Below are 14682 nucleotides of genomic sequence, written 5' to 3'. Positions count from 1 at the left end.
TTCACGTTAAGTTATAAATTTTAACTCCAAACTCCTGTACAGACGCGATTAATCGCGTCTCTGCTCCTAACTCAAGAAGCATACGCTAGTGGATCAACGAGTCCCAATTCGGCAAAAGCTGCTAGCCGCAAGCCACAAGAATCACACACGCCACAAGCAACATCTCCATTGGCATAGCAAGACCAAGTTAGCTCCCAAGGAACTCCCAATTGGTTCCCCAGTTGAATGATTTCAGTTTTTTTCAAGTTGATCAAGGGTACAACAATATTAATTGGTTCTCCTTCACGCCCTTGTTTGGTTCCCAGGCGAAACACTTCCTGCATTGCCTGGATATAGTCGGGGCGACAGTCAGGATATCCTGAGTAATCTAGGGCGTTGACCCCGATATAGACACGCTCTGCTGCGATCGCTTCGGCGTAACCAAGAGCAAAGCTTAAGAAAATGGTATTACGAGCCGGAACATAAGTGACAGGAATATTTTGAGACATTTCATGGAGCGATCGCTCCTGGGGTAAATCAATCGCGTCATCGGTAAGTGCTGAACCGCCCCATTGTCGTAAGTCAAAATTAACTACCTGATGTTTCACGATCCCAGCTTTTTGAGCGACGGTGAGGGCTGACTGTAACTCTCGGCGGTGTCGCTGCTGGTAATCAAAGGAAATAGTATGACATTCACAGCCATCAGCCTGAGCTTTGTACAGAATTGTGGAAGAGTCCAATCCTCCAGATAACAGAATTACAGCTTTCATATCGGTTGCAAATTTTGGATTTAAAATCGCCAAATCACACCTTAACAAGATGCTAGGAAGCAATGCTAAAGAGAATTTACACTTAGGTCTTACTGAATATTTTAAAGTTAATCAAAAGACATATATTTTTTGGAAAAAGTGCAAAATCTCAAGCAAAGCCGAACTATCTATACAAAAGATATTTGGATTACGGGAACCGATCACAAACTTTGAAATTCTTCATAAACATAGGCTCTATGTTACCATCTGGATGGTTTTAGACGGATCGTAACTGGCTTTCGAGTATAAACGCCAACGGCCGTAGCGTCTCTAAATTTGGTGGTTGAGGAGAGAATAATAGTGCAAAATAGCATGTCAGTGGCAGAACCGAATCCATATACACAGCGTAACCAGCCACGACCGATCCGCATAGGCGTGATTGGAGTGGGTAACATGGGACAACATCACGCTCGCGTGCTGAGTTCAATGAAAGATGTGGAACTAGTCGGAGTGGCAGATATTAACGTTGAGCGAGGGTTAGAAACTGCCAGTAAGTACAAGGTGCGTTTTTTTGAAGATTACTGTGACCTGCTACCCCTTGTGGAAGCAGTTTGTGTAGCTGTTCCCACCCGTCTGCACTATGCCGTGGGTATCAACTGTCTGTTAGCGGGAATTCATGTTTTGATTGAAAAACCGATCGCAGCCAGTATTTCTGAGGCAGAGTCTTTAGTAAATGCAGCAGCTGAGTCTGGGTGTATCCTGCAAGTGGGTCATATTGAGCGTTTCAACCCAGCTTTTAAAGAACTGAGCCAAGTGCTGAAAACAGAGGAATTGCTGGCGCTAGAAGCCCACAGGATGAGTCCTTACTCAGATCGGGCAAACGATGTTTCGGTTGTGCTGGATTTAATGATCCATGACATTGACCTACTTTTGGAATTAGCTGCTTCCCCAGTCACGAAATTGACTGCTAGCGGGACTCGCGCCCTGGACTCTGGTTATTTAGATTACGTAACTGCCACCTTGGGGTTTGCCAATGGTATTGTTGCTACTCTGACTGCCAGTAAAGTCACCCACCGAAAAATTCGCCGGATTGTCGCCCATTGCAAAAATTCATTTACTGAGGCAGATTTTCTCAACAATGAAATTTTGATTCACCGACAAACGACTGCCAATTCTCTCACCGACCACCGACAAGTACTTTACAGGCAAGATGGTGTGATTGAAAAAGTCTACACCAGCAATGTTCAACCCCTGAGTGCAGAATTAGAACATTTTGTCAACTGTGTACACGGTGGCAATCAACCCTCAGTGGGTGGTGAACAAGCTCTCAAAGCCCTGAGACTCGCAAGTTTAATTGAGCAGATGGCGCTGGAAGATCGAGTTTGGAATCCATTAGACTGGCAATCGGAACCAAGAGTACAATCATTGACGCCGACAGCCTAGAAGAAGAGAGGACAAGGGGGACAAGGGGGACAAGGGGGACAAGGTAAAATTTTCTCCCCCTGCCTTTCTCTCCTTGGTAAGGCTACCGTGTATACACAAGTCTCTCTTAACACAATTTACGGTTTATTGAATAACCCAAAGAAACCTCACCCTGGTTCTGCTACGCAAAACCTGTCCCTCTCCTTGGTAAGGAGAGGGATGTCCGTCAGGACTCTTTGAGGTTTTTGTTTTGTTTTAGGCAACTCTAGAAGACTTGTGTATAAACAGTAGCAGGGGTTTGGAGTATTACTGCGTCTGCACTCTGGTCAGACCATGCTTGTGAGTAATTGACTTCCAACTTCTTTGACAGGATGACGCTAGCTAAACAAGCGATTAAACTATGGATAATATCAAGTAATTAATTGTTGCTTTTAACACCACTTACAGTAGTCTTTCCAATGGAGTGGTTTCCACTGATAGAACTGGATTAATTATTGCCGCCAATGAAAGTGCCAAGCGTTTGCTAGGACTGGAGCCAGAAGACCGATTAGAAGGTAAATTAGTTACTGATGCGATCGCCATCAAAGAAGGTGACTTTAGCAAGTGGTATCAGGATGCTTTACACGCAGTTGACTTAAAAAGGCCGCCATCAATATTACCCCGATCGCACAGTCATAAGTACTAGCATAAAACCGCACAGTATTAATTTATCGATTAACACAATTGCCGATGCTAGCGACCAAGCGCAAATTCGTGGGGCGCTGGTGGTGATGGAAGATACCAGTGATGAAAAGCGGCTCAAGAGTACGATGTACCGCTACATGACCCAGGAATTAGCCGAAGAATTGCTGAAATTGGATGATGCTAAACTAGGAGGGGATCACAAAAAAGTTTCGATTTTATTTTCCGATATTCGCGGCTACACCACTTTAACTGAAACCTTGGAAGCAGAAGAAGTGGTGAGTATGCTCAATGAATATTTTGAATCAATGGTGGAGGCAGTCTTTAAACATAAAGGCACCCTTGACAAATTGATGATCCTCCCAATAATTATTCAGCAATTTGCTTTTTACGCTTCATTCTTAAGGCTAGTGCAATTGTAGCACCAATACCAAGGATGGCATTTGCTTCTGGAACTGCAACCTGGATATCTATGGTTTCTATTTTGCTAATATTAAGTAACATCTTTGCGGCGTTATCACTATAGAAATTATCATTAACAGCAAGGAATAAAAACTTTGCGTTGGTTGGAATCTGAAGGGTTATCTCACTCAAGATACCGAAAATACCATCAAATAATGTTTGTTGACCGCACGTTCTACTAGGATCGCTTAAACTCATACCACTGCACATATAAGCATTTTTAGCAGAGTCGTAGGTAGAATCTGAGTAGTAATTTGAGTCAAATAGGGTGCGAGAAGTCCAGGTTTTATCAGTGTAAGCATATTCATTAGTATCTTTTGAATTCAGAACAATAGCATCAGCTACTCGTTTTTCAGCAGATGCATCCAAGAGTTTATCTGAAGCACTGAATACGCCAATCATGTCGCTCCTGTTACCAGGGTTCCAAACACTCCAGTTAAATTCACCAGAGATACTCAAATGGACGAAATCTCCACTTTGAAGACCATTATCTGACAGAGAGATCGCTTTAACGTCGCCAGCAATGCTCTTAACACTGTTGTAATCAGTTGTATCAGCATAAGTTCTTAAAAAAGTGTAGGTAGGGTCAATCTCGAACGACGCCGCTTGAGCTTTAGTGGCAGATAAGATTTCCAGTCCTGCTAGGCTAGAAACCATTAAAATACTCCAAAATTTATTCATTCTCTTGCACTTATTGATTACTAATCAAGCTTAAGCAAGAAACTGTAATTTATGTATAAACTAAGATTAGTATTCGACAAACTTTAGATAAATTTTATTGCTTAAATTACTTATTTTGTAAGTATATTTGCTATTTATTTACTATAAATAAATACCTTGATTGATGAATGAATAAATAGTGAAACAGCACACACTGATCTATGACCGAATGCTGGCTGATAATGTCGGAGGTTGTCGGGTGTAGTACTGTTGTTTAGCCAAAGGAGGAGGTGAGTGAATTCACTGCTGGAGAAAAGGATATCAGTATATATATAGATAGCGATCGCTGTTAGCAAGAAATAAGTAACTTATTTTTATGTAACTCATCCCTAAGGCAGTAGTTTATTTGCGATCTTTTTAGATATCTCTGATTAGGAATTCTATATTATTAGATGTATTTGCAAAATTAAAAATCTTTCAACAGTCAATAGTGAATTTGATTTTGACCAAAATAAGTAATCACAGCGCCTAGATATACCAAGGAGAAAGCGATGTCCGCCTTACCACTCAATAGTCAGAATCTACCATACCCTGACCCACTGCACCCGATCGTCGTTCATTTTGTGATTGCGATGGTGTTTTTTTCTTTCTTCTGCGATGTTGTCGGCTATTTCACTCGCAACGTGCGTTTATTTGAGGTAAGTTTCTGGAATATGTTTGTTGCGGCGATCGCGATTTTTGTAGCAGTGATATTTGGTCAGTTTGAAGCGGGTTTAGCAAACATTTACGCTTCTGTGCAGCCAACGCTGAATTATCATACCATTTTGGGTTGGTCACTTGCGGCTATTGTCGTGGCGATCGCAGCTTGGCGTTTTGTGATTCGCAACCGCAGCCCACACAAAGTACCACCAGCTTATCTGGGTGCCACAATGTTTTTAATTTGTCTGGTGTTCTTGCAAGTGTATCTGGGGAGCAAGCTATTTTGGGTATACGGGCTGCATGTCGAGCCAGTGGTTGAAGCGATGAAAAAGGGAGTATCGCCATGAACTCGCAGCTCATTCAGCAGTTAGGATTCAAGTTGGGTGCTAACGGGCTACCCTACGAAATCCCAATGCATCCGCAACTGGTGCATCTGACACTGGGTTTATTCATCATCGCCGTCCTCTTTGATATAGCAGGCACATTCTTTCCTATAGAAAAACCGATTTTCAAATTTTTAGGTCTTCCTGCCATCCGTGCGGGTCTTTTCGATGTCGGGTGGTACAATCTACTGGCGGCGGCAACGGTTACTTTTTTCACCGTTGCAGTGGGATTTTTTGAGCTACTGCTAGCAAACCCACCAGTCAATGAAAAAAGTGCTTGGGGTTTGAGCGCCTCTTTGACAATGCTTTTGCATGGTTTGGGTGGCGTGTTGCTGTTGGGGATCATTGTGGCAATGACTGTGTGGAGAGGCTTACAGCGCTATCGTTGGCGCAAAGATTCAATTAGGCAGGTGCAGTGGAGTTACTTGTTACTAGGCATTGTGATACTAGGCATTTTATATGTCCACGGAACTTTGGGGGCGCAATTGGGAGAAGAGTTTGGAATTCACGTTACTGCTGCAAAATTGCTCCAAGAGGGGACAAATCCTGATTTGCTGCTTAAATAATCAAACCAGAAGCACTAAACAATTCAAACAGGACTTACACCAACGGAAAATCGAACCACAGAGGACGCAGAGAAGCCAGTGCGTTGCGGGGGTTCCCCCCGTTGTAGCAGCTGGCGCGACACGGAGGAATAAAAGTTTGAGAGGTTTTTTGCGTAAGTCCTATCAAAATTGCAAGTTCCAAATGTTCGCGTAGCGTCTGGTAGAGAAGAAATGCAATTGTGGCTATTAACTGGATGTAAATAGGACTTACGCAAAACTACACGCGGTAGGGGCAGTACCCTGCGGTCAGCTAAAGCTACATGAATTGCCCCTACCTAAAAATCATTCTTTTCAGCGATTGTTTGCGTAAGTCCTGATAAATTAAAGGTGCAATAGATGATGAGTGCGTATTGGACTTTAGACAAAAATTGCTATGTTTAGATTTTTAGAATATTTACTAATAGCTGGTTATATTGCAGTTTTGCTCGTTATCAGCCATTGGATTGGACAGCTAGCTTACTCCTGGATGCCTCTTCAAGCCACCGCCGAAGCAAAAAAAGTAGATGATTTGTTTAGCTTCTTAGTTTCAATTGGAGCTTTCATCTTGCTTGGGCTGGTTGGGATGATGTTATATTCGGTACTTTTCTTTCGGGCATCTAAGGAAGACTACAGCGAAGGACACCCTTCTAGGGGCGATGTGAGACTAGAAATTCTCTGGACAGCAACCCCGACTATCTTGGTGTTGTGGATTGCTTTTCAAAGCTTCAATATTTATCAGCAATTAAATATTTTGGGTTTGGGACAAATAGTGCATTTGCATCTGCCCTTAGAATCCCAACCAGCTAACGCCGCAATAGCCAGCGACGTTCCTAAACCTGCTTCTGAAACTATTGATGTTTTCGCTAAACAGTGGGAGTGGTCTTTCCACTATCCAAATAATCTTACCAGTCATGAATTACACCTGAAAGTAAATCGCAGCACCCGCCTGAATCTGCACGCACAAGATGTAATCCACGGTTTCTATGTCCCTGAGTTCCGCTTAAAACAGGATCTTATCCCCAAACGCGATATTGAGATTGTTCTAACGCCTACTCGCACGGGAAAATATAAGCTGAAAGATTCTCAATTTAGCGGTACTTACTTTGCGTTGATGGAAGCAGATGTATACGTTGAATCTGTTGAAGCGTATAACCAGTGGCTCACCCAAACGGCTAGCGAACCAACAACTGTAAAAAATCAGGCAGTTGCTGAACATATCCAAGTAGCAAAGACATTATTTAAAAGCGGTTGGTACACTGTCGCACCCGATCAACCTGCTGTAGCTAATAAAAGGAAGGTAAGTAATGACACATGAATTCAGTGAAGCGATCGCCGAGGATAGAGAGCCTCTTGATAACTGGCGGCAATATTTCAGCTTTAGCACCGATCATAAGGTGATCGGTGTTCAGTACATGGTGATGACGTTTATTTTCTTCCTGATTGGTGGGCTGTTGGCGATGATTATTCGTGCCGAACTCCTCACCCCCGAATCAAATTTGGTTGATCGCCCCTTTTATAACGGCTTGTTCACCATGCACGGGACAATCATGATTTTCCTGTGGATTATCCCCTTCAATGCCGGACTTTCTAACTACTTAGTGCCGTTAATGATTGGGGCGCGGGATATGGCGTTTCCTTTACTTAATGCCATCTCCTTTTGGATTTTGCCACCAGCAGGTATTTTGTTAATATCGAGCTTTTTGCTACCCAATGGGACTGCACAGGCAGGTTGGTGGTCTTATCCACCAGTCAGCCTGCAATTTCCCCCCGGACAATTAATTAACGGTGAATTCATTTGGATCGTCAGTCTAATATTGATCGGCATTTCTTCGATCATGGGGGCTGTCAATTTTGTGACTACGATCTTTTGGATGCGATCGCCAGGGATGACGTTTTTCCGAATGCCTGTGTTTGTTTGGTCGGTTCTCAGTGCCCAATTGTTGCAGCTAATTAATTTACCAGCCTTGACAGGTGCATTGATCCTGCTGTTGTTTGACCTCGCTTTCGGTACGCAATTCTTCAAACCTGAAGAAGGTGGCGATCCCATCATCTACCAGCATTTATTCTGGTTCTATTCTCACCCGGCAGTTTATATCATGGCACTACCAGCCTTCGGTATTATTGCGGAGGTTTTGCCAGCCTTTTCCCGGAATCCTTTGTTTGGCTATCGGTCAGTTGCGATCGCCTCATTAGGTATCGCTGTTGTCAGCATCTTCGTTTGGGTGCATCACATGTTCACCAGTGCTACCCCTGGCTGGATGCGGATGACTTTTATGTTTACATCGATGCTAGTTTCCATCCCGACTGGGGTGAAGGCATTTGCTTGGACTGCCACTATCTGGAAAAGCAAGCTGCATTTAGAAACACCAATGCTATTTGCGATGGGAGCAGCAGCGATGTTTATTTTCGGTGGCGTTACTGGTGTGATGCTGGCTGCAACGCCCTTTGATATTCACGTCAACAACACCTATTTTGTAGTAGGTCACTTCCATTACATCGTCTTCAACACGATCACGATGGCAATCTTCGCAGCCATTTATTTCTGGTTTCCCAAAATAACTGGAAGGATGTACGCTGAAGGTTGGGGCAAGCTGCATTTTTGGCTGACCTTTATCCCTGCCAATATTACCTTCTTCTCCATGCACCCGTTAGGTTTGCAAGGGATGTTGCGCCGAGTCTCTTCCTACGATCCACGGTATCAAGGATGGAACGTCATCGCTAGTCTGGCGGCATTCTTGCTGGGAGTATCTACTCTGCCCTTTATTGCCAATATTGTCGGTTCTTGGCTATACGGTCCAAGGGCGGTTGATAATCCTTGGCACGCTACTGGATTGGAATGGACAACCACTTCACCACCTCCACGAGATAACTTTGCAGAGATTCCGATTGTTACAAGACCCCCCTACGACTATGGCGATCCAAAATACTCAGTAATAGTAAATTCTGATCACGGTGAGTAAGGATAAAACACTAACACCTTTTACTGATTACTGAGGATCAAAGGAGACAATGCCCAATACTTCGACTTCGCTCAGTACAAGTGCCCCAGCTGAATTATGCAACCTCGCCCCATTCATCTAGATGAAAGTCCGATCCGTTTTGAAAAGTGGCGGCTACGCCTACCAAATTGGTTGCAGCGCTTCCTGCCAAGTGGTGGTGGGAGTCATGAAGATCATCATGGTAAAGGGATGTTCGGGTTTACCGTGTTCCTGCTGTCAGAGAGCATCATCTTTTTGAGTTTTATCTTTACTTATGTTGCTCTGCGACTGAATACTACTAACTGGCTACCACCCGGTATTTCTGGGCCAGAATTGTCTACCTTTGTGATTATTAACACGGTAGTACTGCTTTCGAGTAGCTTTATTATTCAACCAGCAGAAAATGCTCTCAAGCGTAATCAACTCAGTAAATTTCGCTGGCTGTGGCTGCTCACGATCGCAATGGGAATCTACTTCCTAATTGGTCTATTAATTGAGTGGAAAAATCTCGATTTTCAGCTCACTACAGGATTAGTTGGTTCCACATTTTACTTGCTGACAGGTTTCCACGGTTTACACGTTCTGGCTGGTGTTGTGCTTCAGATAATTATGCTGATTCGCTCATTTATTCCAGGCAATTATAATCAGACTCACTTCGGTACAAGTGCAACCACATTATTTTGGCACTTTGTTGATGTAGTTTGGGTTTTCCTTTTCTCCCTTCTCTATCTTTGGCGGGCATAAAAATCTTCAGTTAACCAAGCATTTTCAGGAGTAACTTTATGAATTTATTCATCCAAGAAATACCAGCGTCAGAACGCGCCCCAAAAGCAGTTCAAGAAACTGCACCACCAGGAAAAGACCCACTAATTGCACACGATTTACAAAAAGAGCAATATATTGGCATTATCGGGCTAGCGATCGCCTTGGTTGCTGCTGTAGGATTTTTTAGTCGCAGAGTTGAATACGCGATTGGATTGGCTGTGATCCTCAGCGTTAGTTTGATTGCTTTGTTTTTATTCCTATAGTAGAGAAGCTCTGATTAATTGAACATCCTGATTTCACAATATTTGCAAGGGATTATATGAACACCCCAGTTTATCAAACTGTGATTGTCGGTGGTGGCTTTGCAGGGCTATTTACAGCCTTGCACTTAGCTCACGAACATTATCCTCGCTCTGTGATTTTGATTGATAAAGAGGAGCGCTTTTGCTTTAAGCCGTTACTCTATGAATATTTCGATGGCGAGATGGATACCTTGCAAGTAGTCCCAGGTTTTTCGGAATTACTTAAAGGTAGTGGTGTGATCTTTGTTCAAGATACAGTGGAGTCGATAGACTTAGATCAAAAGGCAGTCAAATTAACTTCGGGAAACTCCTACAATTACAGCAACTTAGTATTAGCTTTGGGCAGCGTTACTACCTATCATCAAGTTGAGGGAGCCAAAGAAAATGCCTTTCCTTTCTGGACGCAAGAAGATGCGATCGCTCTGGAGCGGCATTTACGCGATCGTTTACAACAAGCAGTGCAAACTGAAGATTTAGAACAACGCCGAAAACTGTTAACAGTAGTCGTGGTTGGTGGTGGTGCTTCCGGTGTAGAAATGGCAGCAACTTTAGCTGATTTCCTCCCACATTGGTATAGCGCTTTAGGAGGCAATCAGAGTGAAATTCACGTGGTATTGCTCAATCCCGGTAAACAAATCCTTAATGGTGATATTAATGACCCCTTACGTGAAATTGCCGAACGGGAATTGCAGAAACGCGCTGTGCCAATTGAACTACTCACGGGAGCAGAAGCCACTGCTATCCATCCCAACGCAATTGAATATAAGCGCAATCAGCAAATCGAGACATTAGCAACATATACTACAATCTGGACAGCTGGGACTTCTACCCATCCACTGATTAAAGATTTGCCAATTTCCAAAGAACATCGAGATCATCGCGATCGCCTCCTAGTTACTTCTACCATGCAATTGCTCGACTTTCCAGAAGTTTTTGCCGGTGGTGATTGTGTGGCAGTTCAGGATAATTCGCTACCACCTACAGCTCAAGTGGCTTATCAACAAGGGGCTAATATTGCCAGTAATTTGAAAGCATTAGCGTTGGGAAAAGACCTCAAACCAGCTCAGGTTAACATCCGTGGAACTTTGTTGAAATTGGGGATAAATGAGGCTGCTGCTAACTTATTCAATGTTTTTGAAGTTGCAGGCGAACCCGGACATTTAATTCGTCACGGCACTTATTTAACGCTATTGCCAACAGCAATTCATGATTTCAAAGCCACAACTGAATGGGTGGATGAAGAGATTTTTCATCACCACCTCAACCCTCAAGATGTAGGGAAAAAAGTGGTGCAAGCGGTGGAATTAGTTGGTGCTGGAGTTGTGGGCGTTTTAGTTGCCAGAAAATTATTGAAAATGTTAGGTGATGAACAGAAAAGGGACTAGTACCGCAAGGCGTAATTCAAAATTCAAAATTCAAAATTCAAAATGAATACAGAGTAAGCGTTTCATGGTTACTGAGCTTGTCGTTGGCGCAGCCTCTCGTAGAGAAGTATTGATTTTGAATAGGTGGTTTATTTCCGCCGACCTGTTCCGCTAAATTACCCCACCCTAACCCTCTCCTTATAAAGGGGAGGGAACTAGATTCCTGTTTCCCCCCAATATATCGGGGGGATTAAGGAGGGTAATTTGACTTATGTATACACCGTAGCCTTACTAAGGAGAGGGATTGAGGGTGAGGTTTGATCTTATGTTTATTTCCGCCGCGCTGTGCTAGTATCGCAGGGCGGAAGTAAAAATTGCGACACAATTCTAAATAAATTAGTGTCATGCTTTTGTCACAATGTTGCCATAGCTCTGTCAATATAATGTGTGATGCTAAAGCTCTGGGTTAAAAGATAGGCTCACTCTATACTAAACCCACACACCAGAGTCTACATAGAAGAATCACTATAAGGCACTAACCCTTATTAGGATGACTCTTCTAATCAAAATTTAATAATTCTCATAGTTAGAAGGAACAAAAAGATGAATTGGAAATTACTTGCTTTGCTCCCTGCCTTGACTTTAGCCGCTGCTATGCCTGCTTACTCTTTAACCAATAATAAAAGCGACAATCCGACTACTGCTTCCTACGTTGCTCAAAATATGCAGCAGGGCAACACCATGAAAAAGCCTAATGCTGTCCAAAGGGTTCATGCCAAGCACAGGTCTAATAGTATGGCAAACCATAGTGACGTGCTGAGAGTAGGTAGCAGAGGAGAGGCAGTCAAAACTGCTCAGAATTCTTTAAAACAGCAAGGATTCTATACTGCAAATGTGACTGGTGTCTTTGATAACAACACACGTTCAGCCGTGATGAAATTTCAGAAGTCTAAAGGGTTAAGAGCAGACGGAATAATTGGACACCGGACTTTGGCATCTATGAAATAAATCAGTAGTCAGAATACAGAATTCAGAATTGGTGAATACTCTATTCATAAAGGGATAGAGTTTTAATCAGGAGGAATATTTAATACTAGTTTCGCCTACACTTCGGCACAAGTTAGTGACCGCCAGGGGCGAAAGCGCGTAGCGGGATGAAGTACGGTTTTAACCAATATTCACACGCTCCAGATAAGCTAAAGCTGCGCTATCATCCACTCGTACAGAATTCATCCTGAATTCTGACTCCTGAGTTCTGAATTCTGATTATAAAAATGACCCAGATTAAGCCGGAAGTAAAGCGCACAGAAGAATTGCGCCAGTTATTGCAACAAGCAAGCTTAGCTTATTACGTTTTAGATGCTCCAATCATGGAGGATGCAGTCTATGACCAACTATATCGAGAATTGCAACAACTGGAAATTCAATATCCAGAGTTGACGGCACCGGATAGTCCGACTCAGCGCGTAGGTGAGCTTAAGCATACGCAGTTTACCTCGGTGCGGCATAATATCCCCTTGTACAGTCTGGAGAATGCGTTTAATATCGATGAGTTGCAAGGGTGGGATCAGCGTTGGCGGCGACAAATATCTAAAATAGACTCAGTGGAATATGTCACTGAACTCAAAATTGATGGTTCTGCTTTAGCTCTTACCTACCAAGATGGGATTCTAGTTAGGGGGACAACTAGGGGTGATGGAGTGACGGGTGAAGATATCACCCAAAATGTGCGGACAATTCGCTCAATTCCCTTGCGTTTGAATTTTGAAGGGTTAGAAATTCTGGAAAGGGTGGAAGTGCGAGGTGAGGCGTTTTTGCCGTTGGAAGTATTTAAACAAATCAACGAGGAAAGGGTAAAAGCAGGTGAGCAATTATTTGCCAATCCTCGTAATGCCGCAGCTGGTACACTCAGGCAACTAGACTCCCGCATTGTCGCTAAACGGCGGTTAGATTTCTTTGGCTACACTTTGCACATTCCTGGTAGAGATGACACCAGTATTGCCAATACCCAATGGGAGGCGTTGGAGTTGTTGAAAAAGATGGGTTTTCCAGTGAACTCCAACCACAAACTCTGTGCCTCGATCGCAGAAGTGGCAAAATATTATGAATACTGGGATACGGAACGGCTGAATTTACCCTACATGACTGATGGGGTAGTAGTAAAGCTGAATTCTTTTAAACTTCAGGAACAGCTAGGGTTTACCCAGAAATTCCCTCGCTGGGCGATCGCTTTGAAGTACGCCGCTGAAGAAGCACCAACCCGTGTGGAAAATATTGCTGTGAATGTTGGTAGAACGGGGGCGTTAACACCGTTAGCCGAGATGCGCCCGGTGCAACTGGCGGGAACAACAGTTTCCCGCGCGACTTTACATAATAGCGATCGCATTGCTCAATTAGACATCCGCATTGGCGATACTGTGATTGTCCGCAAAGCTGGAGAAATCATTCCAGAAGTGGTAAGGGTATTAAAAGAACTCCGTCCCACTGACACCGAACCCTTTCTTATGCCCACCCATTGCCCAGTTTGCAGTCAACCTGTGGTACGAGAATCAGGTGAGGCGGTAACTCGCTGCGTCAATGCTTCTTGTGCAGCGATTCTTAAAGGTTCCATTGAACATTGGGTAAGTCGTGATGCCTTGGATATTAAAGGCATCGGGGAAAAGTTGGTGTATCAACTCGTTGATAAAGGTTTGGTACATTCCGTTGCCGATTTATATGAGTTGACAGCAGAGAAGTTATCTGCATTGGAAAGGATGGGGAAAAAGTCGGCAGAGAAATTGATCGATGCGATCGCACAATCGAAAAATCAACCTTGGTCAAGGGTATTGTATGGCTTAGGCATCCGTCACGTTGGCAGTGTGAATGCCCAATTGTTGACTCAGAAATATTTCACTGTAGACCAGTTAGCTACAGCAAAGCAATCAGATATTGAAGGAATTTATGGTATCGGTGCTGAAATTGCCCAATCTGTTTATCAATGGTTTCGGATTGATGCCAACCAAAGGTTGATACAACGTTTGCAAGCAGAAGGATTGCAATTAGCTGCCACAGAGGAAACAAAAACAGTTGGTGATGCTAATCAAAAGTTCGCAGGTAAAACTTTTGTTATTACGGGAACATTGCCAACCTTAAAGCGAGATGAGGCCAAGGCTTTGATTCAAAAAGCTGCGGGAAAAGTGACTGATTCAGTAAGTAAAAAAACAGATTATTTAGTGTTAGGAGAAGATGCCGGTTCTAAATTAGAAAAAGCGCTCTCCTTGGGAATTACGCAGTTAAGCGAGGCGCAATTGTTCGAGATGCTTGAAGATTGAAACAAGTTAACAATTCAAAATTCACGCATTCAAAATTTTTACATTAAAGACATTTTGCCTACGGCACGATCTTCGCGAACAGACTCTTATTTAAACCCCAATGGTTCCTGAGCCTGTCGAAGGACTGAAACTGAGCAAAGGCAAAGCCACCGTTGCGCTAAAGCGTCTCCCCTTCTCCCTCTCGTGAGAGGCTAGCGCCTGCCGTAGGATGCCCTTCGCGTAGCGTCTCCTTTAGGAGAAGGGCTGTAGGGAGAAACGGAGCGCTACATGTAATGGTTTTGTAATTTATTTCTTGGAAGTCCCTTAACTAAATCGACCGTTGTTCGGGCAGTCTAAAATACGG

At 43.4% G+C, this 14682-nt stretch carries 12 protein-coding genes and 1 pseudogene; 11 read left to right on the top strand and 2 right to left on the bottom strand.

What is annotated here, in order from left to right; translation table 11 throughout:
• Nucleotides 1–71: 71 nt before the first annotated feature.
• Nucleotides 72–749: a 7-cyano-7-deazaguanine synthase QueC gene (queC, locus tag HWQ38_RS37095; RefSeq protein ID WP_292804475.1), complete on the bottom strand. Its 678-nt coding sequence runs from the start codon at nt 747–749 to the stop codon at nt 72–74.
• 339 nt (nt 750–1088) lie between these two features.
• Here queC and HWQ38_RS37090 point away from each other — a divergent pair, with 339 nt between their 5' ends.
• Nucleotides 1089–2171, top strand: coding sequence for a Gfo/Idh/MocA family oxidoreductase (locus tag HWQ38_RS37090; RefSeq protein WP_292804472.1), 1083 nt, complete (start codon nt 1089–1091; stop codon nt 2169–2171).
• A gap of 427 nt (nt 2172–2598) precedes the next feature.
• A pseudogene (locus tag HWQ38_RS37085) lies at nt 2599–3181 on the top strand (adenylate/guanylate cyclase domain-containing protein); the annotation flags it as partial.
• A gap of 19 nt (nt 3182–3200) precedes the next feature.
• Here HWQ38_RS37085 and HWQ38_RS37080 read toward each other — a convergent pair.
• Complete coding sequence (locus tag HWQ38_RS37080; protein ID WP_292804469.1) at nt 3201–3974, bottom strand: hypothetical protein; 774 nt, start codon at nt 3972–3974, stop codon at nt 3201–3203.
• Nucleotides 3975–4504: 530 nt separating this feature from the next.
• Here HWQ38_RS37080 and HWQ38_RS37075 point away from each other — a divergent pair.
• The 9 genes from HWQ38_RS37075 to ligA all read left to right on the top strand — a co-directional run bounded on the left by HWQ38_RS37075 (nt 4505) and on the right by ligA (nt 14339).
• Nucleotides 4505–4999, top strand: a complete 495-nt coding sequence (locus tag HWQ38_RS37075) for a DUF2231 domain-containing protein (RefSeq protein WP_292804466.1) — start codon at nt 4505–4507, stop codon at nt 4997–4999.
• Nucleotides 4996–5601: a DUF2231 domain-containing protein gene (locus HWQ38_RS37070; RefSeq protein ID WP_292804463.1), complete on the top strand. Its 606-nt coding sequence runs from the start codon at nt 4996–4998 to the stop codon at nt 5599–5601. The genes HWQ38_RS37075 and HWQ38_RS37070 overlap by 4 nt, the downstream gene beginning before the upstream one ends.
• Before the next feature lie 412 nt (nt 5602–6013).
• A complete protein-coding gene (locus HWQ38_RS37065) occupies nt 6014–6934 on the top strand; it encodes a cytochrome c oxidase subunit II (protein ID WP_292804461.1) in 921 nt (306 codons plus the stop codon).
• Nucleotides 6924–8579, top strand: coding sequence for a cytochrome c oxidase subunit I (gene ctaD, locus HWQ38_RS37060; protein ID WP_292804458.1), 1656 nt, complete (start codon nt 6924–6926; stop codon nt 8577–8579). Before HWQ38_RS37065 ends, ctaD begins: the two co-directional genes overlap by 11 nt.
• Before the next feature lie 96 nt (nt 8580–8675).
• A complete protein-coding gene (locus HWQ38_RS37055; protein ID WP_292804454.1) occupies nt 8676–9341 on the top strand; it encodes a heme-copper oxidase subunit III in 666 nt (221 codons plus the stop codon).
• Between the two features lie 38 nt (nt 9342–9379).
• Complete coding sequence (locus HWQ38_RS37050; protein ID WP_292804451.1) at nt 9380–9625, top strand: hypothetical protein; 246 nt, start codon at nt 9380–9382, stop codon at nt 9623–9625.
• Between the two features lie 56 nt (nt 9626–9681).
• Nucleotides 9682–11049 carry an NAD(P)/FAD-dependent oxidoreductase gene (locus HWQ38_RS37045; RefSeq protein WP_292804448.1) on the top strand — a complete coding sequence of 456 codons (1368 nt, stop codon included), beginning with the start codon at nt 9682–9684 and terminating at the stop codon, nt 11047–11049.
• A gap of 582 nt (nt 11050–11631) precedes the next feature.
• Nucleotides 11632–12036 (top strand): peptidoglycan-binding domain-containing protein, encoded by a 405-nt coding sequence (locus HWQ38_RS37040; RefSeq protein WP_292804445.1) that lies wholly within the window; start codon nt 11632–11634, stop codon nt 12034–12036.
• A gap of 266 nt (nt 12037–12302) precedes the next feature.
• Entirely contained in the window at nt 12303–14339 is a 2037-nt protein-coding gene (ligA, locus tag HWQ38_RS37035; protein WP_292804442.1) for an NAD-dependent DNA ligase LigA, read from the top strand.
• Nucleotides 14340–14682 lie beyond the last annotated feature (343 nt).

The sequence above is a fragment of the Nostoc sp. NMS7 genome (genome assembly GCF_017115085.1).
Taxonomy (GTDB): Bacteria; Cyanobacteriota; Cyanobacteriia; order Cyanobacteriales; family Nostocaceae; genus Nostoc.
The sequence above is the reverse complement of the archived record's forward strand: the minus strand, read 5'-3'. Positions and strand labels throughout refer to the sequence as shown.

Coding starts and splice junctions, on each gene's coding strand:
- HWQ38_RS37055 (WP_292804454.1), top strand. CDS start 8,676: ATGCAACCTCGCCCCATTCATCTAGATGAAAGTCCGATCCGTTTTGAA.
- HWQ38_RS37065 (WP_292804461.1), top strand. CDS start 6,014: ATGTTTAGATTTTTAGAATATTTACTAATAGCTGGTTATATTGCAGTT.
- HWQ38_RS37080 (WP_292804469.1), bottom strand. CDS start 3,974: ATGAATAAATTTTGGAGTATTTTAATGGTTTCTAGCCTAGCAGGACTG.
- queC (WP_292804475.1), bottom strand. CDS start 749: ATGAAAGCTGTAATTCTGTTATCTGGAGGATTGGACTCTTCCACAATT.
- HWQ38_RS37075 (WP_292804466.1), top strand. CDS start 4,505: ATGTCCGCCTTACCACTCAATAGTCAGAATCTACCATACCCTGACCCA.
- HWQ38_RS37070 (WP_292804463.1), top strand. CDS start 4,996: ATGAACTCGCAGCTCATTCAGCAGTTAGGATTCAAGTTGGGTGCTAAC.
- ligA (WP_292804442.1), top strand. CDS start 12,303: ATGACCCAGATTAAGCCGGAAGTAAAGCGCACAGAAGAATTGCGCCAG.
- ctaD (WP_292804458.1), top strand. CDS start 6,924: ATGACACATGAATTCAGTGAAGCGATCGCCGAGGATAGAGAGCCTCTT.
- HWQ38_RS37040 (WP_292804445.1), top strand. CDS start 11,632: ATGAATTGGAAATTACTTGCTTTGCTCCCTGCCTTGACTTTAGCCGCT.
- HWQ38_RS37050 (WP_292804451.1), top strand. CDS start 9,380: ATGAATTTATTCATCCAAGAAATACCAGCGTCAGAACGCGCCCCAAAA.
- HWQ38_RS37045 (WP_292804448.1), top strand. CDS start 9,682: ATGAACACCCCAGTTTATCAAACTGTGATTGTCGGTGGTGGCTTTGCA.